Origin of the sequence: Psychrobacillus sp. FSL H8-0484 (assembly GCF_038005325.1) — a bacterium.
Lineage (GTDB): Bacteria > Bacillota > Bacilli > Bacillales_A > Planococcaceae > Psychrobacillus.
Map to the genome: position 1 here is coordinate 3,652,457 of NZ_JBBOSZ010000001.1, position 24,162 is coordinate 3,676,618.

The following is a 24,162-nucleotide window of genomic DNA, read 5'->3' on the forward strand; positions in this document are numbered from 1 at the left end:
CTATCCGGTCACATTTTCGTTTATCCGGTCAGAAACTTCTCTATCCGGTCACAAATTATTATTTCAATAGAATAATGCAGATTCCAACACACGCGGAGTCTGCATTTCTATAATTCTTCATACTTTTGTATTGATAACATAGTTAACGAAGGAAAATGCTTATCCATTTAACTGATAAGCTTTTTAGTATATTCATTCTTAGTTTTCAACAGACAAAAACTGTTCTACCAGTTCGTTAAATTTCTTACTATGCTCCCAGAACATCAGGTGACCACCGAGTACTTCGATGGAGGATTTTGGGGAAATTTTTTGCGTGAATCGAGCCGCTGTATCCGCCCAATGATCTGCTACGATCGTCATTGTTGGTACAGTTTCGCCCGCTTCCTTCGCTACTTCGCGATAATCAGAGAACATACCTGAAGCAAATAGATTCGATGCAATATAATATGGTGTTTTTAAAGATTGCTCCACCAGCCAATTCAACTCATCCTCTTTTACATCACGTTGCACCATGACACTTGTTGTATATGCCTTGATAAATTCCCGTTGACCTGCCGTATTGCGTAAATAGGTGTTATAGATTGCTCCAATGTCATTGAGAGGACCTTCTACCCAATCTTCCTCATGATTTGTCGACAACGCCTTTGGTGACATGTCAATGAAAATTAGTGATTTTACATTGTCATAGCCGATCTGTTTAAGATACTCCCAAACAGTTAAGCAACCAAACGACCAGCCTGCTAGCGTTACGTTCTTTAGTTCTAATGCATCAATTAGCTTTGCCAAGTCCGTTCCATGTGTTACATAATCGTTTCCTTCTAGTGTAATCGACGAACGACCATGACTTCTTGGGTCGAGAACAATTACTCTATTTGTTTTGGAGAAATGTTCGACTTGATGGGTAAACACTTCCGTTGTAAATGTAAAGCCCGGGATGAAAACAATCGGGTCCCCACTTCCTACATCTTGAACAAATAATTCTACACCTGCATTTACTTCAACATACCTCTCTGTCACCATCCAACCCCCTTATGATATAAGAGCAGACTGAATGAATTCTTGTCCGCTCCTCGTTATGTACACCATATTCGAAAAATCTCGTAAAAATTCCATTCTCCAGAAGCCAAAAATATTCACCCTTGAAATCTATTTACCTACGAAATTAAAAAATGCAGACTCAGATCGTGAGGAATCTGGTCATGTTTCGATTTACATGGTAACAAAATTTTCTATCCGGTCATATTTGCATTTATACGGTCAGAAACTTCTCTATCCGGTCACATTTTCGTTTATCCGGTCAGAAACTTTTTTATCCGGTCACATTTTTATCTATCCGGTCACAAATTATTGTTTCAATAGAAAAATGCAGACTCTCACAAGCGGAGTCTGCATTCCTATTAACCTTCTTCATTTATTATAACTTTTCGTCCTCTAAGCTTGAGTAATAAAGGAACTAACAACCACGCTACAGCTGCAATAATGAAAACGAGTGATAATGGCTTTGTCACAAAGATGCTGAAGTCTCCATTAGAGATTGTTAAAGCACGGCGCATATTGTTTTCAATCATTGGTCCTAATACGAGTGCAAGTACTAAAGGAGCTACTGGGTAATCGTTCTTTGATAATAGATAACCTAAGACACCGCAACCTAACAATAGGTACAAGTCAAACGTTGTATACTGTACTGCATAAACACCAAAGAAAGAAATCGCGACAATTATAGGGATTAAATACTTTTTCGGTGTTTGAATAATTTTAGCGAAAACTCTTACCAATGGCATATTCAATACGAGCAGCATCAAGTTACCGATGAACATACTTGCGATCAGTCCCCATGCAACTTCTGGATGTTCGTCAAAAAGTAGTGGGCCTGGCTGAATGTTGTACATGATGAGTGCGCCCATTAGGATTGCAGTTGTACCTGATCCAGGAATCCCTAGTGTAAGAAGGGGAATCATTGCACCACCAGAAGCAGCGTTATTAGCTGATTCGGGACCAGCTACACCAGCAATGTTTCCTTTTCCAAAACTATCTGGGTTTTTACTGAATTTCTTCTCTGTCATGTAGGAGAAGAACGATGCAAGTGTTGCACCTGCTCCAGGTAAAACGCCGATAAAGAAGCCAAGAAGAGATCCACGTGCTATTGGTACTGCACTATCCTTCATATCTTGCTTGGTCGGTAAAATTCGATGTATCTTCGCAATCGCTCCCGATTCTTCATCACGCTCTAAAATCGTTTTAAAGACTTCACCGAGTGCAAATAAACCAACAGCAATTGTCAAAAACTCGAGTCCTGAAAATAAAATTGGTTGATCATATGTAAAACGGGCAATACCAGACACAGCATCAATCCCTATTGTACCTAACATAAGTCCAAAAACCGTCATGATTAATGCCTTTGTCATTGATTTTCCCGCTAGTCCGCTAACCGCAGCTAAGCCTAGTAACATCAATGAAAAATATTCGGCCGGTCCAAATTTTATGGCAACATTGGAGAGAGGTTCTGCTAGAAGCACAAGCCCAATTAATGAAACAATTCCTGCACAAAACGACCCAATTGCCGATATTGCTAAAGCCGCACCTGCACGACCTTGTCTTGCCATTTGATAACCATCTAATGTCGTCACAACAGAAGATGATTCCCCTGGTGTATTTAACAAAATAGAAGTGGTAGAGCCTCCGTACATCGCTCCATAATATACCCCTGCTAATAAAATTATCGAACTCGCAGCTGCTGCTCCCGTTGGCATCCCCGAAGTGATTGTTGCCGTTACTGGTATAAGAAGTGCGACACCACTCATCGGTCCGATACCCGGTAATACCCCTACTGCAGTCCCGATGACAACACCGACAAATGCGAACAATATGTTATGCCATTGAAAAGCGACACCAAATCCGTCCGCTAGAAATTGTAATGTATCCATTGCTTACTCCTCCTTCCTAAAACAGTGGGAACCCTGGCAATGAACCACCAAGAAGCTCCGAAAATAAATAATAAATGCCAAAAGAGAAAACTCCTGCAATGATTACTGAAGTAACTGTTTTTCCGCGTTCCATCGTTTGAAATGCAATCAATAAAAATAGAAAAGTTGATACGACATATCCAATTTTCTCTAAGAAAAATGCATATAAAACTGCGCTCCCAAAAATGATTAAAAACTTCTTATATTGAAGCTTCTCTTCCTTTGAGTCTTCCGATTTATATTTAAATGTTTCATATAACAGCCGGATACTCAGTGCGATTAAAATAATCCCAAGGCCCATCGGAAATATCTTTGGACCGACGGATGAACCATATGCGCTATCGGAAATTTTTTGACTTTCTATCAAAAATATAATTCCTATTAACAAAAAGGCGACACCGGTAAATCGATCGAATTTTTTATTCATAGTTTTTATTCCCTCCTAACAGAAAAGGCGGCAACTATGGCCGCCTACATAATGTTATTTCTGCATGCCAAGTGCTGTTAATAATTCAACAATCACTTTATCTTGATCTTCTAAATAAGTAGTAAAGTCATCTGCATTACGGTACTCACTTGCCCAACCGTTTTTCGTAAGCTCAGCCTTCCACTCTTCTGTTTCTACCATTTCCCCAAGTTTTTCAGACCAATATTTTTTAGCATCTTCCGACATTTCTTTCGGTCCAAATAGACCTCTCCAAATGGTAAACTCTGCATCGATACCAGACTCTTTAAATGTTGGTACTTCTGCTAGGTCACCTTCTAGACGTTCTGAAGAGCTCACTGCCAGTACACGTACATCCCCTGATTTTACATACGTTGCAATTGTAGATGCATCCGTCGCAATTACATCCGCATTTCCACCAAGTAGAGCAGCAACCGCTTCTCCACCACCGTCATACGAAACATACTTCACTGTTTTTGGATCGATTCCTGCTTTAAATGCAGGTAATACTCCTACAAGATGGTCCATTGATCCAGGTGCTGATCCACCTGCAAGTGTCACCGCTGTCGGATCTTTTTTGATTGCATCTAACACGTCTTGTAACGTTTTATATGCTGAATCATTTTTAACAACAATTGCCCCGTAATCACGAGTTAACTGTGCAAGTGGCGTTGTATCTTTGTAACCATAAGGACTGTTACCCTCTGCTTTATTGTTATTAATAAGAATTGGTGGTGACTTTACCATCAATACATAATCATTTTTTACTTCTTTTGTTGCAAACTCGGCCATGTAAACTGCTCCGCCGCCACCTGGTTTATTTTCAACCGTGATTGGTTTTTCGATTAATTTTGTATCATTCATTGTTTTAGCAATGGATCGTGCAGTTAAGTCCCAACCGCCTCCAGCACCAGATGGAGCAACTAATGTAATATTATTCTTTGGATAGTCAGAAGATGAGCTTCCGCTTCCCCCTTCATCTGATGAACACGCTGCTATTCCGATTGATAATGAAGCTACTAAAGCAACAGACGATAATTTCTTCCACATTCTCACCGTAAATCCCCCTTAACCCCTAATTATGATAGCGTTTTCATACGCTTAGATATAATTTATCAAAAAATTAAGCAAACTCAATGCTTTTGGTGATAAGTTGGATAATGATGATTAAGCTCATTTTGTTCATATTGTTCACGATGACTGAATGAAATATCTCCGTTCCGGTCTGCCTACTGTTCCGTAAGTCAACTCTGCATAAACTAGCCTTTCGGATACTAGATATTCCAAATAGCGTCTTGCAGTGGATCGGCTCACCCCCACTTGTAAGCCAAGTGATTCGGCCGTAATCCCTTCCTTAATTGTTTGAATCTGATTTACTATTTTATCTTTTGTCATTGGATCGATTCCTTTTGGAGGGATGGACTCTGTATGATTTGTTGGCGTTACTGTATTGTTCCAAAGTGACTTGATAAACACTTCTTGGACATTTCCTTTGCCCGTAAGAATATCTCTTTTAGCCTTATAAGCGTGTAGACTTTCTTTGAATTTTTCAAACGTTAATGGTTTTAACATATAATCCGCTACGCCACTTCGAAATGCTTTTTTCACAATATCAGCCTCTGCAGCTGCAGTGATGAAAATAATATCCGTATCTGGACTATGCTCCTGAATAACAGATAATAAGTCCGTACCTAAAGTATCCGGTAGGTACACATCCAATAAGACAAGGTCTGGCATATAAGAAATAATCCAATCCTTTGCCTCTTCCCCTGTATTGGCAGAACCGATAACCTGAAACCCTTCTATCTTTTCAATAAATCGTCTATGAATGTCAGAAATCCTTTTATCATCTTCCACTATTAATATTTCAATTTGCTTTGTCATGTAAATACCCCCTTTTTGGAATAGAAACGATAAACAGTGCTCCTCCCAGATCCCCTCTTTCAAGAGCAATAGAACCGCCTAAATCATCCACATTTTCCTTTACCTTAACTAAGCCATATCCACGATTCTCACCACTTTTTGTGGATACTTTCTCCTTCCAAACAACATCTAGTACTTCCTCTGATATCCCCTTACCAGAGTCTTCTACTTCAATTAAAATTTCTTCTCCATTATCGAAAATTAACACACGAACAACACGCTCTTCTTCTGGAAAACACTCTACTGCTTCAAACCCATTTGTCACTAAGTTTCCTATAATGGAAACAAAGAGATGCTTTTGTAAATGTTTTGGTAAATTCTCTAAGTAACTATCTTCATCTAAAATAAACCGCACCTTTAATTCCTTCGCACGATTTAAAAAACCAATAACAATCCCACCGAGAAACGGATCTCGCAAACGCTTCGTCATAAATTGAATTAAAGATTGGTGTTCCGCAGTCTCCACATGGATTAAACTAAGTGCTTCGTCATAAGAATTTAATTGTATAAGCCCTGAAATGGTATATAGAAAGTTATTATACTCATGTGTTTGCGCACGTAATGCTTCCGTATATTGCTTCACTTGTGACAGCTCTTCCGCTAGACGATCGATATCAGACTGAAGACGGAAACTAGACACCGCTCCTACAATTTCGTCGCCTACACGAATCGGAATACGATTGACAATTGCCTTTTTCCCCCTGATTTCCATCGGACGATCTAATTGCCCTTCCCCTGATGCCATCACATGCGGAAGATTCGTATTCGGTATTACCTCCCAGATGTTTCGACCAACTAATTCTGTTTGTTCCGGTAACGATAATATTTCATGTGCTGCTAGATTCACCATGGTAATAATGCCATTCGCATCAACCATAATAATTCCTTCCCGAACAGATTCTATTAATGCATTACGTTCTGTAAATAAATTCGCAATCTCCGATGGCTCCAAATCAAACAATTCTTTCTTTATATTGCGAGCTAATATACTAGAGCCTATGATTCCCATCAATATAGCTATTACAACGATATATGCGATATTATCGACATATTGCATAAATATGGTAGAAATATTATCTTTTAAAAAACCTACTGAAATGATTCCAATAATTTCTCCATTTTCATCCATTACCGGCGCCTTCCCCCGAAGAGCCGTTCCAAGTGTACCTGTCGCTTCCGATATGTAGGACTTCCCGAACTGTAGTGCTTGCTCATTATCATCGCCAACCATTTTTTGTCCGATTCTTTCCACTACGGGATGAGCATAGCGAATGCCGTCTTTATTGCCAATAACAACATACTCTGCTCCTGTTCTCTCTTCAATAGCAGAAGCGATTGGTTGCAATACTTCTGTTGGATTTTCCACTTGAAAGCCAGCTACAATATCCGGTCGTTCCGCTGTTGTGATAGCGATACTTAGCGCTCTCTCCCCTATTTGCCGTTCAATAGCATTTGAAATAATAAAGTAAAAAGATATGCCGATCACAATTGCCACTAAAGTTACAAAAAGCGCTCCAAATCTGAAAATACGTGCTTGTAAAGAACTCTTTTTCATACTACCCCCACAAAATATTCGAAATATAAATCACAATCGTTACTGTAATACAGCTAACGACTGTTGAAAACAACACAATCTGTGCTGCTAAATTGGCTTCTATGTCGTACTCCAGTGCAAGAGTTGAGCTATTGCGAGAGGTTGGAAATGCGCTTGCGATGAATAAAGATTGCGCCACTACTCCCTCAATGCCCATCAACAGGATCAACCCAAGCGCAAGGATCGGACCTAAGATTAATCGACCAAACGTGCTCGTTAATATAACCCTATTAAATATCGTTCTAATATCGAGTTGAGCTAATTGCGCACCCAGCGTAATTAGCGCAATTGAAATAAACGCATTCGCTAAATAATCAAGCGGAATTCGTAAAAAGTTAGGAATACCGATATCCCAAAAATTCATCACTGCCCCAATAATCAACGCATGAACAATAGGTAATCGAAGCAAGCTACGCAAAATATCTAACCCCGACTTGGTAGAAGAAATTAAATTATATAAGCCATATGTATACGTAATAATGTTTTGGAAAATCACAATGATAATTTGAATAGACGTACCAAGAGGATTCGCGGCGAATAGCATCTGGCTAACAGGGATCCCATAATTACCGGAGTTAATTAATACAATACTATTTTTATAGATGGCAGATTGATTTCTATTTAATCTTAGGAGTTTACTAATGATAGAACTCAATACCATTAAACAAATACTGAAAATCACCAAGTAGATGACAATTTCACCCAATACCCCTGCATTCACTTTTGTTTCATAAATATTAATAAAAACAGCAGCCGGCATTAAACAATACGTAATCAAATTTGATAACGCCTTCAAGTTAAACTGAAACTTCAGCTGCAGACCTGCTCCAATCCCAAGCATAATCAGGATAGGGGCAACTACTTGAAAAAACACCATTCCCAAATATACCATCCGAATTGCTCCTTTCAAACCTACCCACCCACATTATCGCATTCTTTCAAATTTTCTGCTATACGTCATTTTGTGTAGAATGATGCCGACAGGATGAAGCGCTACATCCGCAATCATGGTGAACAGTCATATATTTGCTTATGTGGTCACAAGTTTATTTATCCGGACGTATTTTTTTCCATACGGTCACAATTTTTTCTATCCGGTCATATTTCTAATTTTCCGGTCATCAATAAAGCTCCCAACATGAAGTCAGGAGCTCCTTCTCCTATTATTAACTCCCCTCCTGTAATTGACCGCTCATTTTCTGCAAGTTACTCCTCCATTATTGCCAGTCACCGAAAAACGGCAGACCTCCATACATTTCCGACATACACTTGAAGTACAAAGAAAATTATTGGAGGGTTCGCAGTGAATATCATCGAAGTCAGCAATCTTAAAAAAGCGTACGGCACGAACAATGTGTTACAAGGGGTGGAATTTCAAGCAAAGGCTGGTGAAGTAATTGGAGTCATCGGAAAAAATGGGGCTGGTAAATCAACCTTTTTAGAAATTCTCATGACGATTAAGCAGTACGACGAGGGGGAAGTCGTTGTATTGGAGAAGGATATTAAGTCTTTATCGACCAATCGATTAGAGGAAGTCCGAAAACAAATTTCTGTCGTATTGCAGCCAACTCAGTTTTATAAAATGTTGAAAGTGGAGGAATTGTTGAAGCTATTTAAGTCGTATTACAAATCATCGGTCGATATTAAACAAATTATGGATGACTTTAAATTGGAGCCTCATCGTAAGAAGTACTTCGATAAGCTTTCGGGTGGTTGGAAACAAATCGTGAGTCTTGCTATCGCATTTTTATCTGAACCGAAGCTGCTTATACTGGATGAACCAACTACCGGACTAGACCCACATATGCGCAACATTCTTTGGTCTTACATTACGGATTACAATCAGCGTACTGGTAGCACGGTCATTTTAACGACACATAATATGGATGAAATTGAGCTTTATTGCGATAAGGTAATGTTGATCAATAACGGGGTCAATGAAGTGTTCGATACAACAGCAGGAATTTTAGCATCTGGTTATAGTTCGATCCATGAATTTTATCTGAAGAAAGTATCTATTTAAGGGGGAGAAAACATGTTAATCACACAATTAAAATATGACTTATTAATGTTCTCGAGGGAGATTTTTTATTTAGTATTTAGCGTTTTTGTTCCGCCCGCAGCGTATATTTTCATGGGGCAATTGTTTGGGGACCAAAGTTATGCTGGCTTAAGTTATGCACAAACGTACACCCCTTCCTATATTTTGCTCATTACGTTTACTGTCGTCTTCTTTGCTTACGGTTTTGACCAAGTGACCCATCGCACAACGGGAGTAGAGAAACGAATTAGGCTTTCACCTGTTTCGAAAACTACACTCTTGCTCTCTAGTATCATCCGTTCGACTATTATTACTAGCTTAGGATATGTGCTTATTTACGCAATCGGCATGGTTATGTATGATTTGCAGTTCCGGTTCATGGAGGCACTCGCTTCTTATGGATTCTTCATCTTACTTAATGCAGCGCTTCTCATTATGGCATCTGCCATTTATTCCTTCTTTAAAAATATGAATAGTGCTTTAGTGTTCTCCATTGTGAGTTTCCAAGTCGTTATGTTTACGGGCGGTTTTGCCATGCCGATTAACCTAATGCCAAAGTTTATTCAAGTGATTGCAGACTTTAATCCGTTGTATCATATGAATACATTATTTATCGCTGTATGGAATGGTCAGCTAATATTAGACAATAGTACACTCCTCTCCATTGGCTACATTCTTGTACTTGTCATTATCTCTTTAGTAGTTATCCGTATCATGAATAAACGAAAAAATTGACAGACAATTAAAAAATAAACGGTTACACTATGAAAGAGAGGGGTGTCCGTGAATGAAAGTATCATTAAACATTGATAGTGATTTTAAAGAAACAAAAGTAAAGATTGAAACTCCAGAGTTAAGCGATTCTGTGCAAGAGATTCTCGACTTTATCAAGGGACACGAAACCGAATTCCTTGTTGGAAAAGTTGGCGAAATGCAGCACATTTTAAAACCTGGTGAAATTCACTATTTCCATACCGAAAATGAAGGAGTTGTCGCTATAACTACTTCTGGTTCCTATAAATTAAAAGAGAAACTGTACGAATTGGAGGAAATGCTTCCTTCCAATAAATTTATCCGCCTTTCGAAATCAGTCATTGCAAACTTACATGAATTAAGTCGTTTTGAGGCATCGTTTAACGGAACACTTTGTGTGTATTTTAAATCGGGTGCTAAAGAATATGTCTCCCGAACTTACGTCAATGCTATTAAAGAGGCATTGAAGATGAACAGGAGGAAAAATGAATGAAAACCTTTCTATTTAGAAGTATGATTGGCATTTTCTTCGGAGCATTCATTGCTGTGCTTTCCACAAATGCAGTCGTCCTATTTAGTGGGAGAGAAATGCTCGATGGTCAATTGTTCTTAAAAAACTCATTAGGGAGTATCGCGTGTGGATGGCTATTCTCCGTATCCTCTCTTTACTTTGAAATACCAAATCTACGATTATCCCAACAGACTGCTCTTCATTTTATGACAGCCGTTATTCTATACTTCCTGTTAGCTTTTGGAATTGGCTGGATCCCATTTCATTTGACTAGCTTTTTAGTTGCAATCGTCCTTTTCATTACAGTCTACGTCATAAATTGGCTATCTTTCTATCTATATTTCAAATCGCAAGCGAAGAAGTTAAATGAAGAATTGGATTTGCTATAACTAGAATCATATCTTTGTTTTTATATCCGGTCATAACAAGAGCTCTCAACATTGTGCTGAAAGCTCTATTTTGCCATTCAAACCAAACATTAGAACACTCACTACACTGACTTTCTACACCACAAAATAAAGTTTATTTAAAAGAATGAGTATTTTCTTCTATGTTTACTCATAGGTATGATATAGGAATGACTACGGCCAACTAAACATCTTCCTTTGCCTATACATCTTATGTACATAAGGAGAACTTATTTGAAATCGATAAAACTATATAAGCTATATTTTTTTGATCTCCTCTTTAAAATTCCATGGATAATTTCAGGAGCCATACTTACAGCTATTAGTCTTGAAGTAATTTTATTACCAAACGGTTTGATTGATGGAGGCATTACAGGTATTTCCATTATGCTTTCTGAAAAACTAGGATTTTCGTTAAGTATTTTACTTTTCTTCTTAAATATTCCCTTTGTCCTTTTAGGTTATAAACATTTAGGGAAACGTTTTGCTTTTTCAGCTACACTAGGTATCTTTTCATTAACGATTGCAACAGGTGTTTTAGAAAAATTCCCACTGTACCTTGAAGGGAATTCAATATTAATCATAATGATAGGTGGGATTTTACTGGGGATGGGGATAGGAATTGTCCTTCGTAATGGAGGGGCTTTAGATGGTACTGATGTGTTAGCAATACTTTTCTCAAGTAAAACGTCATTTTCTGTGGGAGAATCCATTCTTGCAATTAATATCTTCATTTTTATTTTTGCTTTACTCCTATTTGGATGGAAAGGCGCTTTAATTTCAATAATTACTTATTTTATTGCAACGACTGTTATTGATTTCGTCCGGATTTAGAATTTCAAAAAGAATGAATTATGAATTTTGAACGTATAGTAACATAATCCATGGCCTCGGATTTCTTTATTAAGAACTTTACTTTGTTAAGGCTTCTTCTGCATTTTAAAAACTTAGTTCAAATCGGTCACTCATATACCTCACCCCTTTTCCCTTCAACTAACCTGCCCTTTAGTTGAACAAGAAAAAGAGTTGCATTACAACGCAATGCTCTTCCGCTAAAGCCCCCGTTAGCCATCCATGAAGCGCCTCTCTTTTACTCTTTTTTAAATATGTACGTACAAAAAAGGAACACGTTTTATTAAATGGGGTTTAAAAGAGATACTTACAATGCGGACGCCTTCAAGTTCCATTTAAACTTATATGGCTTACTTTCTATGCATTATGATAAAACTGAAGTTGTCCCAGTAGATTTCACTACTCGATTGCATGCATTGAAAGAAAAGATTGACGGAGATATATTTATACAAGCTGGCATTTCTTCGGAAGAGCTTGTGGCAGAGATCGATAACGCCCTAGCAGTTACAGAAGAAGTTAATGCAAAAGTGGCAAACTAACTAAGTTGAAATAAAAAGTAAGCTGTCCCATGAGTTGATTTTTGACTCGGGGGCAGCTTTTTTTAATAATGGTTTGTCGAGTTTTGGGCTAGGACATACGCTTTTTAGGGACTTTACCACATAATCTAATTAGTTTAGTTGACGTATCACTTTCCCATCAAGAAATGCTTGAATGTCTTCCACTGCTTCTCGGAAATATGTGTTGTAATTTCCCTCACTCACATAGCCGAGATGTGGAGTTGCCAACACATTTTGGAGCGTGCGGTAAGGATGACTTGCCGGAAGTGGCTCCATGTCAAACACATCTATCCCTGCTCCCGCAATCCAGTTTTCACGTAGTGCTTCTATTAATGCCTCTTGGTGGACAATGGCTGCTCGAGATGTATTAATCAAATAAGCCGAGTTTTTCATGAGCTTTAATTCATTTGTACCAATCAATCCTCTTGTTCGATCACCCAGCACAAGATGAATCGAAACAAAGTCGCTCGTCTCTAGAAGTTCCTCTTTAGATGCTGCTAGCTGCACACCATACTTGTCTGCTTGCTCTTTCGTTAGGTTTTGACTCCATGCAATAACTTCCATACCAAATGCTTGAGCGATTACAGCCATTCGAATTCCTATTTTCCCAAGCCCTAGTATTCCTAGACGCTTGCCGTATAGGTCTGCCCCTACCGTACTTTGCCAAGGACCATTGTTTCGAAGCTCTTTGTTTTCTTTTGTAATTTGGCGAGCAAGATTTAATAGCAGGGCCCAAGTTAACTCTGTCGGTGGCTCCGACATACTCGCAGTACCACAGACAATTACACCTTGTTTTGTTGCTTCAGTGAGGTCGATTGATGCATTTCTCATACCAGATGTGATAAGTAATTTTAGTTTCGGGAGTTGCTCCATAAGAGAAGCAGTAAAGGGTGTTCGCTCGCGCATAATAACTACTATGTCAAAATCACAAATTGCTTCGATTAGCTGATCTTCCCTTTCAAAATGATTCGTGAAGGATTGTACCTCAACCCTATCAGATATAATAGACCAGTTCGCCATTTTTAGTGCTACATGTTGATAATCATCTAGAACTGCACAACGCATTTTCATCCTCCCTACTCTCCAACCAATTTATTTAAAATAATCTATTACAATTTGCATGATTAAAAGAACTGTAACTATTCGAAGCAGTGGTTTAACATGTTCTGATTTTAATTTTCTTGCTAATCGTACTCCAAGCTGGGCACCTACAATTGCTCCTAACATTAAAGCAAGTGTTAGTGGCCAAATAATCTTACCTGTGGATATATACGTAATGGATGCACCAAAGCAACTGGCGAATACTCCAATCCGAGCCAGACCAACCGCACGAATATAGGCAATCTTTTGGCTTGCATATAAATACATGGCAAGTGTACTGCTCCCTGGCCCAAACATACCATCGTACATACCAATTCCAAGTAATGCGGGCCCTGATTTTTTATTCACACGTAAAGATTCTGTTCCTTCAAAGTTTCCTTTTCCTATGAAGGAAGTAATAAATGCAAAACTGAGTAGTACAATTGCGATTATGGTCAATGTTTCGCCGGTCAAAAATGAGGCGATAAGTCCGCCTAAAATACCTCCACCCAAACATAACGCCACAACCGAAAGCGCTTCTTTGGTTGTAACTTCCTTCTGTTTAAATATAACAAGGAAGCTAGTAAGTGAACTGACTGTATTGGATACTTTGTTCGCACCAATTGCTGAGTGAACAGGTAGGCCCATAAGTAGCATCGTTGGTAAGCTAATAAGCCCTCCCCCTCCTACTAATGTGCCGACGACATTTCCTACAACTCCGACCATAAAAAAGAGGATAAATTCCATCGTAAAGCCTTCTTTCCAAACGTTCTAATGTAGATTTAGCATACCTCTCTATTATCGATAAGTAAATTCGATTGTCTGTATCGATTGCCATTTGAAAAACTTATCAATTTTTAGAAGGTGAATGTATAAATTAAAGGGAAGTATTATTATAGGGGGGATTATATGAAAAGGTTATTACTCTTATCGTTTATTTTATTCGGCTGTACGAATGAAGAAATAGTTGCAGAAAAAGTTGCTACCAATTTAAACACTCCATGGTCTATTAATCAATATGATGATACCTTCTATATATCCGAACGTGTAGGAACGATTGCTAAGATAACGAGTGATGGGAAGGTTGTACATGAGGAAGTGAGGCTTTCTAATGATTTGTCTAATGCTTCAGAAGCCGGTTTGCTTGGATTTGTATTGAAAAGTAATTTTGCCAATTCACAGGAAGCATTTGCTTACTACACCTACGATCAAAATGGGGATGCCTTCAATCGCGTCGTAACAATAAAACGGATAGATGGGGCTTGGCATGAAATAGCAATTCACCTCGACGGGATTCCTACTGGCAATATCCATCACGGCGGACGACTAGAAATCGGACCCGATGGCCTTCTATACGTTACGATTGGAGATGCAGGTAATCCTAATAACGCTCAGGATCAAACAACTTATAACGGAAAGATTTTGCGAATGAAGGAGGATGGCTCTTTCGAAATCTTTTCCGCAGGACATCGAAATCCACAGGGACTAGCTTGGGATGCGAACGGCACACTTTACGAAGCAGAACATGGGCAAACGGCTAATGATGAAATAAATCGAATCGAACAGGGGAAAAACTATGGTTACCCGATTATTCAAGGGACTGAAACAAAAGAGGGATTAGAGACACCAATTATTACTTCCGGTAACAATGAAACGTGGGCTCCTTCGGGTATTACTTTCCACAAAGGAAAACTATATGTTGCTACTTTAAGGGGTGAAGCAATCAAAGTTATTGATCTATCCACGAATAAAGTCGAGCGTTCGATCACAGGATTCGGACGTGTACGGGATGTATTTTCTGACGGAGAATCCCTTTACTTTATTACGAATAATACGGATGGTCGTGGGTCACCAAGCGCGGATGACGATGTGTTATATAAATTAAATGAGTAATGAGATCCCCAATTGCGAAGGCCACTGAAAAATTCTATTAATCATCTCTTAGCGAGTTCTTGATTAAATATAACTTCTAAGTGATTCCGTTGCAGGCGGACGCTTTCCGCGGGCGGTCCGTGAGCCTCCTCGTCGCAAGCTCCTGCGGGGTCTCACCTGGACGCGCTTTTCCCGCTGGAGTCGCCGCCTTCCACTCCAATCACCATAAAATAAATGCTCAAGTTAATTTCATAAATAGTACTTTGTCAATAAAATACATATATCTATGACTTCGTTGGTTGAGGCAACAGGCGGCGACTCCAGCGGGATGAGTGAGACAGATAAGCCATCACAAACGACGTGTAGCGCGGCAGTGATGGCTTATCGATCACCCCGCGGAAAGCGTCCGCCTATAGCTGAAATCAACTATATTGATGTCTCAGTTGTGGGGGATTTCTTTATTCGACTGGAATCGGCAACTTCAAGCACATAGCGATTTGTACACCAGATCTTCCAGTAAATCGCTTACCTTCATCGATAAATCCTGATTGTAGATAGACTGATTGTGCTGCTTTATTTGCTTCATTCACACCAAGTACAATTTGATTTACATGAGGAAAATGTTTTGCTGTATACGAAGGTAGTAGCCTAATCGATTTTTTAGCAATACCACGCCCTTGAAAGTCTGGATGAACCGAATACCCTCTAAGTAATAGGCTATCTTGTTCTTCTGTATAGTTAAATTTATCGTCTCCAGTACATAGTACAAAGAAGCCAGCCACTTTATCCTCTTCCAATATAACAATTGGATTGTACGTAGGTGTGTTTTCACTTCGGTTCAGTAATGCAAGTGGATGTGCTGTGAATGTGAGATGTTCTTCCGAAAGTGGATAATTTTCTAATGCCGTTCGATATTGTGATTCATACTTAGTAAGCGTAATCATGTATTCAACTCCTTTTTATATGAGTATAGCAAATTTTCTAAAAATAAAACGCCCTCCCATCGATGTAAGGGCATTTATCTTTAATTCAGTTGGAATCCCAATTCATCTACTACGTTTATATGTTTTGGTACTTTCAAGTGTACATACGTTTCACCACGTAATTGTCCAAATTCGCTCTCTAGTATATGGTCATTAAATGAAAGGCCGGCCAACTTATCGGAGAACTTATAAAATGTAAATTCCTGCTCAGCAGAATTTTTTATAACCAGTTGGTCACCTTCCCATTCCATTTTTGGTACTGGGATTTTCTCCTTTAGGTTCATTCCATATATAACTAAATTTGTCCGATACACTTTTCCTTCCACCAGTTTTTCCTTAGAGTCCGTCCATTCTACATATACCTTTACAGTAGGGTGAACTGAGCCTGGAGATATTATATTTACTTCCTCACCCTCTAATTCCTTTGTCCATTCCTCCACTAAAAATGCTGAATTTAGTTTGCTAACTTCTTTGCTCAGAAATGCTTGCTCAAAAACGTCATTCTCAGTTTCAAGCTTTTTAAACTCTTTCGTCGTAATTGTTTCTTCCCCTTCGACGAGCAGAACTTCATACACTACAACTGATAATAAAAGAATTGCTACATAAGCACCTATTACCCATTTGTTCAGTCTTCGATTCCAGCCTATATTCTTTACTGCTCTCTTCACTCCTCGCTGAATAACCCAAGAAATGACTAGGATGAAAAGAATAGGAATGATGGCAACCCCCCAATTACTCATGGCCTAACCTCCAATCTATTCGAACTGACAATGGCAAGAGCAAAACAAGTAATCGTTATAATAAGTAGCTTAACAAGGAAAATCCACATAGACACATTTTCATAAAATAAAAACTGAAGAACTGTTGGCCATAAGTCTGCCATCAACAAACCTATTACAATAACAGGTAAAAACAATAGTAATAGTTTATTCTTCTGCGTAAGCATTCCTACCAAGTAACCGCTCGAAGCTATCGTTAATATTAGAAGCGTCACAACGATGAAGTTCAAAATGGAACTAAGCGGATCATCCAAAAGGCCAGGACTTCTCATATAATCGACTTTATCAAAAAGAAGAAGGATGACTCGCCCTACGTAATTCGTTAAAATGGACGTTGCACCTGCGAATAGGCTCATCAAAAAAAGTACAATTATATTAGCTAAATTACTACTTAGACGAGTTGTGACAAACGAAAAATCATCGTATAGATATGCTTTAGTCGTCATAAGATGACCTACAAAAAACGCCCAAATTGCAACAAAAAGAAAAATAAGATCATTCGATACCAACGATACATTTACCGAAATGTTATTCCAACCGCTTCCCATCGAATTTGTTCCATCTAATGAAATGAAAATGCCTAGTATCTGCACAATAATAAGCCCCATAAATGCACTCATATATGCATTTAACTTAAACTTCACTTGAACTTTAACAACTTCTCCTAAAGTACGATTACTTAAAAACATCATCGATTCCTCCCTTCCTATCACTCGTTACATACATACAAACATCACTGGCGGATATAGAATGGACAGTAACTCCTTCTGTCCGTACTTTTTCAAGAGAAGGATTTGCTTTTACAACAACATATCGACGCTGATCTTCTAGCTGTTTGGAATGAAGAATCTCTTCATCGGTAGTCCACTTTTCTACTATCTCTGAAGGACCTTGAATTCCAACCGCGTACTCCTTTACCTCATCGAGTGATTTATGAAATACCACTTTCCCTTTATGAATTAAAAGAATATCCTCTAGCAAATGTTCTATTTCCGCTAGGTGATGACTAGAAATCAGAATCGATCGAGGATGCGCTAAATATTCCTTGAGCAAAGCTCTGTAAAAATCCGTTCGAACTGCTTCATCCATCCCGTTCGTAGGCTCATCAAACATAGTCAACTCACAACGAGTTGCTAATCCGAAGATCATATTAAACGTGGCTTGTGACCCTTTAGATAATTTTGAGTGCTGCTGCTTCGAATCCAAATGAAAATAGTCAAATAATCGTTTAGCAAGCTCCGCATCCCATTTCGAATAAAAACTAGGTGCAGTTTGTAAAATTTCTGCTAGCGTCAAAGAATCTGGAAAACTCATCTGATCATCCACTAAAATACTGTTCGCGGATACAGTTAAATCATTAAATGGCTTGTTAGAAAATACTTTCACCACTCCTGAACTTTCTTTGATAAACCCTGCTAGTATTTTTAGCAATGTCGTTTTTCCGGCACCATTACGTCCAATCAATCCAGTAATTTTTTGATCTTCTAATTGAAATGTTATATCTTCAAGCGCATTTTTTCGCATATAGCGTTTTTTTAGATTTTTACATTCAATGGCCATCACTGTAGTTCCCCCTCACACTTTTTTATTAAATAGATGAGTTCCTCTTCTGATACAGATAACCTTCTTGCTTCTAATACAAGCTCCATGGCCATACGCGTTAGCGTTTCACTCCGTCGTTTTTCCAGAATCTTTGTTTTCGCTTCTGGTGTTACGAACATTCCAAGTCCTCTTCTCTTATACAAAATCTGTTCTTCCACCAGTATCGTCAAGCCTTTAGCGGCCGTCGCTGGATTAATATTAAAAAGATCCGCTAATTGATACTGCGAATGCACTTTTTCATCGCTCAAAAATCGATCTGCTATTATTTCATTTTCTATCCATTCGGCTACTTGAATGTAAATAGGCTTCGTTGTATCTGCGTTTAAATTCAATGAGGATACTCTCCTTTCCTTTGAAACCTAGTGCATTAGTGTTGTAATGTAGTATATAATAAATTTAGTAAAAAGTCTAATTAATTTGAACTAAAAACCAACCACTTTTGAATGTGTTATCTATACAATCATTTAAAAACTTATTTTGACATTTTTTGCGAAACTTTATGTTCTGTAAAGGATTTTTGGTTTAAATATAGAATTAATAAGTGAAATGGAGGTTATTTAAAATGAAATTAGGACAAGTTGCAGTAAACGTCGAAAATGTAGAACGCGCAGTTGTGTTTTATAAAGAGGTAATTGGGTTACCACTACTATTCGAAACAAATGGATTGGCTTTTTTTCAATGTGAAGATACAAGACTACTTTTAAGTCGTCCGGAAACGGAAGAGTTTGACCACCCAGGCTCGGTATTGTATTTTCAAGTTGATAATTTGCAGGAAGAAGTTTCACGAATGAAAGAAGCGGGCGCACTATTCATAGATGAACCGCATATGGTTGCAAAAATGGGCGACACGGAAACATGGATGGCATTCTTTAAAGATACAGAAGGCAATACACATGCACTAATGAGTGAAATTTAATATCTAAGTCCCTCTCAGAGAGGGGCTTTTTTGTTTTGTGACCGGATAGAAAGATTTCTGACCGGATAGAAAAAAATGTGACCGCATAAATAAATTTATGACCGGATAAAATTTTTTTTGTCCATATAGAAAATTTTATGACCGGATAGCATTTTTTTACTTATTTTATACTTAGTTGCTTTCCCCTCTCCTTCAATTATTAACCCCATACCCTGTAAAATTCTAGTTACTGTCTGATGTTGATTAATGTGTAAAAATCTACGGCATTCACTGTTTGATATTTGTTCTCCAATGAGCACAAACCATTCATTAACTGAATTAATATGTGCAGTTGCATCTCTATTACTACATCCTGGGCATAACCAGGTTCTTTTAAGACGTTCCATCCCAAATCTACCACATTTCCCACACAGAACCCCTGTAATCAAATCTTCTGGATCAATCCTCCAATTCTTGCACATTGGATAAGGAAAATAAGCTTGATGAGCCTTTGCAATACTATGAGCCAAGTCACTCATTTGCGTGAGAGTTAAATATTCTTTTTCTCTTGGTAAACCTCTCAAATAAACAGGAATACTTCTAGCGTAGATGGTAGCTGTATGATCTGGAGGCTTAACTATTCTAGATTTCGTACTACTAAATACTACAACTCCCATAACCGGTATATCTATACCTCGTACACTCAACCACTCGCTTAACAAATATATATTTCGATCCAGCTGTACTTCTGGGCTCTCAAATCCATCTTTCTGACCATTCTCTAATTCACGTTTTAAATAAGGCGGGTCCTTCTCAAAACTTAACTCACCTACGATATTCTTGCACTCTAAAACTACAGCATAGTACGGACATATAAACAAAGTATCTATTTGAAATTTACCATTCGAACTCAAGTTTAGGTCATGCAATACACAGTAGTTAAAGGGGAAATTATATTTATTAAAAACTTCTTCCACTATTTTCTCTCCTATAATTCCTGCTTTTGCTGACAAGATTTTCGAATTAATGACTTTTTTCATCGGATGTTCATCAGGCAGCCGCTGATATAACATCTCCAACCCTATGTATTTATAGTCAATTGAACGTTTTTTAATAATCATGTCATCCCTCCTTTTTTTTGCATAATACCACATATGATAAAATTGTAAATTGAACTAATAAGAAGACAATTTCATTTTAATCAATAAATAAGTACCAAAATTGCATTTTGAGCCTATATAAAGCTTTAAAAATCAATTTCAATTTTTTTATCTATGTCGACATATGCTACTATTTCCCGGGAAATGTCTTTTTATAGAATGGTCGATCAAACATCAATCGTGTAATAAATCTTTTTGTCACATTATCAAAAGGTTTATCGATTTTTTACACGACAAAAAAAGCCGCTACTGATTTCTCGATAACGCTTCCGTGTTCAGGCTGCGAAAGCAGATGGACGGCAGATTCCTTCATCGTCCGTAGTCATTCGGTTCTCACGGAGACTATAAGCTCCGAGCCTCTCTTCTTTGCTTCCTCGAACTCTTTGCCTTCCACTTTCTCGTACGCTTTTCTATAACTAAAATACAAGTTGTCTTCGGTCTTCTTTTTCCAATACAAAAAAAGCCGCTACCGATTACTCGGTAACGACTTCTTAGTGCCCAGCGACGTCCTACTCTTGCAGGGGGAAACCCCCAACTACCATCGGCGCTGAAGAGCTTAACTTCCGTGTTCGGTATGGGAACGGGTGTGACCTCTTCGCCATCATCACTAGACCTTGAGTTGTTCACTCAAAACTGGATAAAAGACATTGAATTCTTCAAATTCTATTTTGGTTAAGTCCTCGATCGATTAGTATTCGTCAGCTGCACGTGTCGCCACGCTTCCACCCCGAACCTATCTACCTCATCGTCTTTGAGGGATCTTACTTACTTGCGTAATGGGAAATCTCATCTTGAGGGGGGCTTCGTGCTTAGATGCTTTCAGCACTTATCCCGTCCACACATAGCTACCCAGCGATGCTCTTGGCAGAACAACTGGTACACCAGCGGTGTGTCCATCCCGGTCCTCTCGTACTAAGGACAGCTCCTCTCAAATTTCCTACGCCCACGACGGATAGGGACCGAACTGTCTCACGACGTTCTGAACCCAGCTCGCGTACCGCTTTAATGGGCGAACAGCCCAACCCTTGGGACCGACTACAGCCCCAGGATGCGATGAGCCGACATCGAGGTGCCAAACCTCCCCGTCGATGTGGACTCTTGGGGGAGATAAGCCTGTTATCCCCGGGGTAGCTTTTATCCGTTGAGCGATGGCCCTTCCATGCGGAACCACCGGATCACTAAGCCCGTCTTTCGACCCTGCTCGACTTGTAGGTCTCGCAGTCAAGCTCCCTTCTGCCTTTACACTCTTCGAATGATTTCCAACCATTCTGAGGGAACCTTTGGGCGCCTCCGTTACACTTTAGGAGGCGACCGCCCCAGTCAAACTACCCGCCTGACACTGTCTCCTACCCGGGTTACGGGTATGGGTTAGAATTTCAATACAACCAGGGCAGTATCCCACCGACGCCTCCTCCGAAGCTGGCGCTCCGGGCTCTAAGGCTCCTGCCTATCCTGTACAAGTTGCACCAAAATTCAATATCAAGCTATAGTAAAGCTCCACGGGGTCTTTCCGTCCTGTCGCGGGTAACCTGCATCTTCACAGGTACTATAATTTCACCGAGTCTCTCGTTGAGACAGTGCCCAGATCGTTACGCCTTTCGTGCGGGTCGGAACTTACCCGACAAGGAATTTCGCTACCTTAGGACCGTTATAGTTACGGCCGCCGTTTACTGGGGCTTCAATTCGCACCTTCGCTTGCGCTAAGCACTCCTCTTAACCTTCCAGCACCGGGCAGGCGTCAGCCCCTATACTTCACCTTACGGTTTTGCAGAGACCTGTGTTTTTGCTAAACAGTCGCCTGGGCCTATTCACTGCGGCTCTTCTAGGCTATTCACCCAAAAGAGCACCCCTTCTCCCGAAGTTACGGGGTCATTTTGCCGAGTTCCTTAACGAGAGTTCTCTCGCTCACCTTAGGATTCTCTCCTCGACTACCTGTGTCGGTTTGCGGTACGGGCACCTATCACCTCGCTAGAGGCTTTTCTTGGCAGTGTGAAATCAGGAACTTCGGACTAAGTCCTCGCCATCACAGCTCAATGTTATAGAATGCGGATTTTCCTACATTCACACCTTACTGCTTGGACGTGCATAACCAACAGCACGCTTACCCTATCCTTCTGCGTCCCCCCATTACTCAAACGGTGGTTTGGTGGTACAGGAATATCAACCTGTTGTCCATCGTCTACGCCTATCGGCCTCGACTTAGGTCCCGACTAACCCTGAGCGGACGAGCCTTCCTCAGGAAACCTTAGTCATACGGTGGACGGGATTCTCACCCGTCTTTCGCTACTCATACCGGCATTCTCACTTCTAAGCGCTCCACCAGTCCTTCCGGTCTGACTTCAACGCCCTTAGAACGCTCTCCTACCACTGATACCAAAGGTATCAATCCACAGCTTCGGTGATTTGTTTAGCCCCGATACATTTTCGGCGCAGCGTCACTCGACCAGTGAGCTATTACGCACTCTTTAAATGATGGCTGCTTCTAAGCCAACATCCTGGTTGTCTAAGCAACGCCACATCCTTTTCCACTTAACAAATACTTTGGGACCTTAGCTGGTGGTCTGGGCTGTTTCCCTCTTGACTACGGATCTTATCACTCGCAGTCTGACTCCCAAACATAAATCATTGGCATTCGGAGTTTGTCTGAATTCGGTAACCCGGGATGGGCCCCTAGTCCAAACAGTGCTCTACCTCCAAGATTCTTAACGTTTGAGGCTAGCCCTAAAGCTATTTCGGAGAGAACCAGCTATCTCCAGGTTCGATTGGAATTTCTCCGCTACCCACACCTCATCCCCGCACTTTTCAACGTGCGTGGGTTCGGACCTCCAGTAAGTGTTACCTTACCTTCATCCTGGACATGGGTAGATCACCTGGTTTCGGGTCTACGACCACATACTCATTCGCCCTATTCAGACTCGCTTTCGCTGCGGCTCCGTCTTCTCAACTTAACCTTGCATGTAATCGTAACTCGCCGGTTCATTCTACAAAAGGCACGCTATCACCCATTAACGGGCTCTAACTACTTGTAGGCACACGGTTTCAGGATCTATTTCACTCCCCTTCCGGGGTGCTTTTCACCTTTCCCTCACGGTACTGGTTCACTATCGGTCACTAGGTAGTATTTAGCCTTGGGAGATGGTCCTCCCAGATTCCGACGGAATTTCACGTGTTCCGCCGTACTCAGGATACACTCAAGAGAGAATGAACTTTTGACTACGGGGCTTTTACCCTATCCTGCGGACCTTTCCAGATCGCTTCGTCTAGCTCATTCCTTTGTAACTCTATGTAGAGTGTCCTACAACCCCAAGAGGCAAGCCTCTTGGTTTGGGCTATTCCCGTTTCGCTCGCCGCTACTCAGGGAATCGATTTTTCTTTCTCTTCCTCCAGGTACTTAGATGTTTCAGTTCCCTGGGTGTGCCACAGATACGCTATGTATTCACGTAAATGTACTGCTCCATTACGAACAGTGGGTTTCCCCATTCGGAAATCTCCGGATCAAAGCTCACTTACAGCTCCCCGAAGCATATCGGTGTTAGTGCCGTCCTTCTTCGGCTCCTAGTGCCAAGGCATTCACCGTGCGCCCTTATTAACTTAACCTAATATGGCTTCCAATTACTTGGAGTCCATTCAAAATTAGTAGTTAAAAGTACTACACAACATATAATCACCGAAGTGATTACAAATTGAATTTCTTGAATTTATTTCTTTCAATGTCGTTTTATCCAGTTTTCAAAGAACAAGTTTT

At 39.8% G+C, this 24,162-nt stretch carries 23 protein-coding genes and 2 rRNA genes; 8 read left to right on the top strand and 17 right to left on the bottom strand.

Annotated features, from left to right (window positions below; all coding sequences use genetic code 11):
* Nucleotides 1–198: 198 nt before the first annotated feature.
* The 7 genes from MHH81_RS17875 to MHH81_RS17905 form a co-directional block, all read right to left on the bottom strand.
* Nucleotides 199–1,020, bottom strand: coding sequence for an alpha/beta fold hydrolase (locus MHH81_RS17875; RefSeq protein ID WP_340923860.1), 822 nt, complete (start codon nt 1,018–1,020; stop codon nt 199–201).
* A 377-nt stretch (nt 1,021–1,397) separates the two neighbouring features.
* On the bottom strand, nt 1,398–2,924 hold the full coding sequence (locus tag MHH81_RS17880) for a tripartite tricarboxylate transporter permease (protein WP_340923862.1): 1,527 nt from the start codon (nt 2,922–2,924) through the stop codon (nt 1,398–1,400).
* Nucleotides 2,925–2,940: 16 nt separating this feature from the next.
* The gene (locus MHH81_RS17885; RefSeq protein WP_340923864.1) at nt 2,941–3,390 is read right to left on the bottom strand and encodes a tripartite tricarboxylate transporter TctB family protein; all 450 of its coding nucleotides are present in this window, start codon (nt 3,388–3,390) and stop codon (nt 2,941–2,943) included.
* Between the two features lie 54 nt (nt 3,391–3,444).
* Nucleotides 3,445–4,458, bottom strand: a complete 1,014-nt coding sequence (locus MHH81_RS17890) for a tripartite tricarboxylate transporter substrate binding protein (protein ID WP_340925333.1) — start codon at nt 4,456–4,458, stop codon at nt 3,445–3,447.
* 141 nt (nt 4,459–4,599) lie between these two features.
* Complete coding sequence (locus tag MHH81_RS17895) at nt 4,600–5,292, bottom strand: response regulator (protein ID WP_340923866.1); 693 nt, start codon at nt 5,290–5,292, stop codon at nt 4,600–4,602.
* Nucleotides 5,276–6,886, bottom strand: coding sequence for a sensor histidine kinase (locus MHH81_RS17900; RefSeq protein ID WP_340923869.1), 1,611 nt, complete (start codon nt 6,884–6,886; stop codon nt 5,276–5,278). Before MHH81_RS17900 ends, MHH81_RS17895 begins: the two co-directional genes overlap by 17 nt.
* Before the next feature lies 1 nt (nt 6,887).
* On the bottom strand, nt 6,888–7,817 hold the full coding sequence (locus MHH81_RS17905; protein ID WP_340923872.1) for an AEC family transporter: 930 nt from the start codon (nt 7,815–7,817) through the stop codon (nt 6,888–6,890).
* Between the two features lie 411 nt (nt 7,818–8,228).
* On the opposite strand from MHH81_RS17905, the gene MHH81_RS17910 reads away from it, so the two are divergent.
* The 6 genes from MHH81_RS17910 (at nt 8,229) to MHH81_RS17935 (ending at nt 12,028) form a co-directional block, all read left to right on the top strand.
* Nucleotides 8,229–8,948 carry an ABC transporter ATP-binding protein gene (locus MHH81_RS17910; RefSeq protein WP_340923873.1) on the top strand — a complete coding sequence of 240 codons (720 nt, stop codon included), beginning with the start codon at nt 8,229–8,231 and terminating at the stop codon, nt 8,946–8,948.
* Between the two features lie 12 nt (nt 8,949–8,960).
* Nucleotides 8,961–9,701 (top strand): ABC transporter permease, encoded by a 741-nt coding sequence (locus tag MHH81_RS17915; protein ID WP_340923875.1) that lies wholly within the window; start codon nt 8,961–8,963, stop codon nt 9,699–9,701.
* A 52-nt stretch (nt 9,702–9,753) separates the two neighbouring features.
* Entirely contained in the window at nt 9,754–10,212 is a 459-nt protein-coding gene (locus tag MHH81_RS17920; protein WP_340923877.1) for a LytTR family DNA-binding domain-containing protein, read from the top strand.
* Nucleotides 10,209–10,619: a DUF3021 domain-containing protein gene (locus MHH81_RS17925; protein ID WP_340923880.1), complete on the top strand. Its 411-nt coding sequence runs from the start codon at nt 10,209–10,211 to the stop codon at nt 10,617–10,619. The genes MHH81_RS17920 and MHH81_RS17925 overlap by 4 nt, the downstream gene beginning before the upstream one ends.
* 252 nt (nt 10,620–10,871) lie before the next feature.
* The gene (locus MHH81_RS17930) at nt 10,872–11,471 is read left to right on the top strand and encodes a YitT family protein (protein ID WP_340923884.1); all 600 of its coding nucleotides are present in this window, start codon (nt 10,872–10,874) and stop codon (nt 11,469–11,471) included.
* Nucleotides 11,472–11,776: 305 nt separating this feature from the next.
* Nucleotides 11,777–12,028 (top strand): hypothetical protein, encoded by a 252-nt coding sequence (locus tag MHH81_RS17935; protein ID WP_340923886.1) that lies wholly within the window; start codon nt 11,777–11,779, stop codon nt 12,026–12,028.
* Between the two features lie 129 nt (nt 12,029–12,157).
* Here the strand turns inward: MHH81_RS17935 and MHH81_RS17940 are convergent, their stop codons facing one another.
* Nucleotides 12,158–13,117 (bottom strand): D-2-hydroxyacid dehydrogenase family protein, encoded by a 960-nt coding sequence (locus tag MHH81_RS17940; RefSeq protein ID WP_340923888.1) that lies wholly within the window; start codon nt 13,115–13,117, stop codon nt 12,158–12,160.
* A 21-nt stretch (nt 13,118–13,138) separates the two neighbouring features.
* Nucleotides 13,139–13,873 (bottom strand): sulfite exporter TauE/SafE family protein, encoded by a 735-nt coding sequence (locus MHH81_RS17945; RefSeq protein WP_340923891.1) that lies wholly within the window; start codon nt 13,871–13,873, stop codon nt 13,139–13,141.
* A gap of 162 nt (nt 13,874–14,035) precedes the next feature.
* Here MHH81_RS17945 and MHH81_RS17950 point away from each other — a divergent pair, with 162 nt between their 5' ends.
* Nucleotides 14,036–15,019 carry a PQQ-dependent sugar dehydrogenase gene (locus tag MHH81_RS17950; protein ID WP_340923894.1) on the top strand — a complete coding sequence of 328 codons (984 nt, stop codon included), beginning with the start codon at nt 14,036–14,038 and terminating at the stop codon, nt 15,017–15,019.
* 437 nt (nt 15,020–15,456) lie between these two features.
* Here the strand turns inward: MHH81_RS17950 and MHH81_RS17955 are convergent, their stop codons facing one another.
* The 5 genes from MHH81_RS17955 to MHH81_RS17975 all read right to left on the bottom strand — a co-directional run bounded on the left by MHH81_RS17955 (nt 15,457) and on the right by MHH81_RS17975 (nt 18,694).
* Nucleotides 15,457–15,942: a GNAT family N-acetyltransferase gene (locus MHH81_RS17955; RefSeq protein WP_340923896.1), complete on the bottom strand. Its 486-nt coding sequence runs from the start codon at nt 15,940–15,942 to the stop codon at nt 15,457–15,459.
* An 80-nt stretch (nt 15,943–16,022) separates the two neighbouring features.
* Nucleotides 16,023–16,721 carry a hypothetical protein gene (locus MHH81_RS17960; RefSeq protein WP_340923899.1) on the bottom strand — a complete coding sequence of 233 codons (699 nt, stop codon included), beginning with the start codon at nt 16,719–16,721 and terminating at the stop codon, nt 16,023–16,025.
* Complete coding sequence (locus tag MHH81_RS17965; protein WP_340923902.1) at nt 16,718–17,452, bottom strand: hypothetical protein; 735 nt, start codon at nt 17,450–17,452, stop codon at nt 16,718–16,720. Before MHH81_RS17965 ends, MHH81_RS17960 begins: the two co-directional genes overlap by 4 nt.
* Nucleotides 17,436–18,320 carry an ABC transporter ATP-binding protein gene (locus tag MHH81_RS17970; RefSeq protein WP_340925334.1) on the bottom strand — a complete coding sequence of 295 codons (885 nt, stop codon included), beginning with the start codon at nt 18,318–18,320 and terminating at the stop codon, nt 17,436–17,438. The genes MHH81_RS17965 and MHH81_RS17970 overlap by 17 nt, the downstream gene beginning before the upstream one ends.
* Nucleotides 18,320–18,694 (bottom strand): GntR family transcriptional regulator, encoded by a 375-nt coding sequence (locus tag MHH81_RS17975; RefSeq protein WP_340923904.1) that lies wholly within the window; start codon nt 18,692–18,694, stop codon nt 18,320–18,322. Before MHH81_RS17975 ends, MHH81_RS17970 begins: the two co-directional genes overlap by 1 nt.
* 230 nt (nt 18,695–18,924) lie before the next feature.
* Here MHH81_RS17975 and MHH81_RS17980 point away from each other — a divergent pair, with 230 nt between their 5' ends.
* Complete coding sequence (locus MHH81_RS17980; RefSeq protein WP_340923906.1) at nt 18,925–19,278, top strand: VOC family protein; 354 nt, start codon at nt 18,925–18,927, stop codon at nt 19,276–19,278.
* 95 nt (nt 19,279–19,373) lie between these two features.
* Here MHH81_RS17980 and MHH81_RS17985 read toward each other — a convergent pair whose 3' ends face one another.
* The 3 genes from MHH81_RS17985 to MHH81_RS17995 all read right to left on the bottom strand — a co-directional run bounded on the left by MHH81_RS17985 (nt 19,374) and on the right by MHH81_RS17995 (nt 24,014).
* Nucleotides 19,374–20,378, bottom strand: coding sequence for a nuclease-related domain-containing protein (locus tag MHH81_RS17985; RefSeq protein ID WP_340923908.1), 1,005 nt, complete (start codon nt 20,376–20,378; stop codon nt 19,374–19,376).
* Between the two features lie 535 nt (nt 20,379–20,913).
* Nucleotides 20,914–21,029: ribosomal RNA gene (gene rrf / locus MHH81_RS17990) — 5S ribosomal RNA — on the bottom strand.
* Between the two features lie 56 nt (nt 21,030–21,085).
* Nucleotides 21,086–24,014 (bottom strand): 23S ribosomal RNA (locus MHH81_RS17995).
* Nucleotides 24,015–24,162: the final 148 nt, after the last annotated feature.

Bases quoted from the DNA above. Each gene is read 5' to 3' on its own strand.
- MHH81_RS17875 (WP_340923860.1), bottom strand. From the start codon at position 1,020: ATGGTGACAGAGAGGTATGTTGAAGTAAATGCAGGTGTAGAATTATTT.
- MHH81_RS17880 (WP_340923862.1), bottom strand. From the start codon at position 2,924: ATGGATACATTACAATTTCTAGCGGACGGATTTGGTGTCGCTTTTCAA.
- MHH81_RS17885 (WP_340923864.1), bottom strand. From the start codon at position 3,390: ATGAATAAAAAATTCGATCGATTTACCGGTGTCGCCTTTTTGTTAATA.
- MHH81_RS17890 (WP_340925333.1), bottom strand. From the start codon at position 4,458: ATGTGGAAGAAATTATCGTCTGTTGCTTTAGTAGCTTCATTATCAATC.
- MHH81_RS17895 (WP_340923866.1), bottom strand. From the start codon at position 5,292: ATGACAAAGCAAATTGAAATATTAATAGTGGAAGATGATAAAAGGATT.
- MHH81_RS17900 (WP_340923869.1), bottom strand. From the start codon at position 6,886: ATGAAAAAGAGTTCTTTACAAGCACGTATTTTCAGATTTGGAGCGCTT.
- MHH81_RS17905 (WP_340923872.1), bottom strand. From the start codon at position 7,817: ATGGTATATTTGGGAATGGTGTTTTTTCAAGTAGTTGCCCCTATCCTG.
- MHH81_RS17915 (WP_340923875.1), top strand. From the start codon at position 8,961: ATGTTAATCACACAATTAAAATATGACTTATTAATGTTCTCGAGGGAG.
- MHH81_RS17920 (WP_340923877.1), top strand. From the start codon at position 9,754: ATGAAAGTATCATTAAACATTGATAGTGATTTTAAAGAAACAAAAGTA.
- MHH81_RS17925 (WP_340923880.1), top strand. From the start codon at position 10,209: ATGAAAACCTTTCTATTTAGAAGTATGATTGGCATTTTCTTCGGAGCA.
- MHH81_RS17935 (WP_340923886.1), top strand. From the start codon at position 11,777: ATGGGGTTTAAAAGAGATACTTACAATGCGGACGCCTTCAAGTTCCAT.
- MHH81_RS17940 (WP_340923888.1), bottom strand. From the start codon at position 13,117: ATGAAAATGCGTTGTGCAGTTCTAGATGATTATCAACATGTAGCACTA.
- MHH81_RS17945 (WP_340923891.1), bottom strand. From the start codon at position 13,873: ATGGAATTTATCCTCTTTTTTATGGTCGGAGTTGTAGGAAATGTCGTC.
- MHH81_RS17950 (WP_340923894.1), top strand. From the start codon at position 14,036: ATGAAAAGGTTATTACTCTTATCGTTTATTTTATTCGGCTGTACGAAT.
- MHH81_RS17955 (WP_340923896.1), bottom strand. From the start codon at position 15,942: ATGATTACGCTTACTAAGTATGAATCACAATATCGAACGGCATTAGAA.
- MHH81_RS17960 (WP_340923899.1), bottom strand. From the start codon at position 16,721: ATGAGTAATTGGGGGGTTGCCATCATTCCTATTCTTTTCATCCTAGTC.
- MHH81_RS17965 (WP_340923902.1), bottom strand. From the start codon at position 17,452: ATGATGTTTTTAAGTAATCGTACTTTAGGAGAAGTTGTTAAAGTTCAA.
- MHH81_RS17970 (WP_340925334.1), bottom strand. From the start codon at position 18,320: ATGGCCATTGAATGTAAAAATCTAAAAAAACGCTATATGCGAAAAAAT.
- MHH81_RS17980 (WP_340923906.1), top strand. From the start codon at position 18,925: ATGAAATTAGGACAAGTTGCAGTAAACGTCGAAAATGTAGAACGCGCA.
- MHH81_RS17985 (WP_340923908.1), bottom strand. From the start codon at position 20,378: ATGATTATTAAAAAACGTTCAATTGACTATAAATACATAGGGTTGGAG.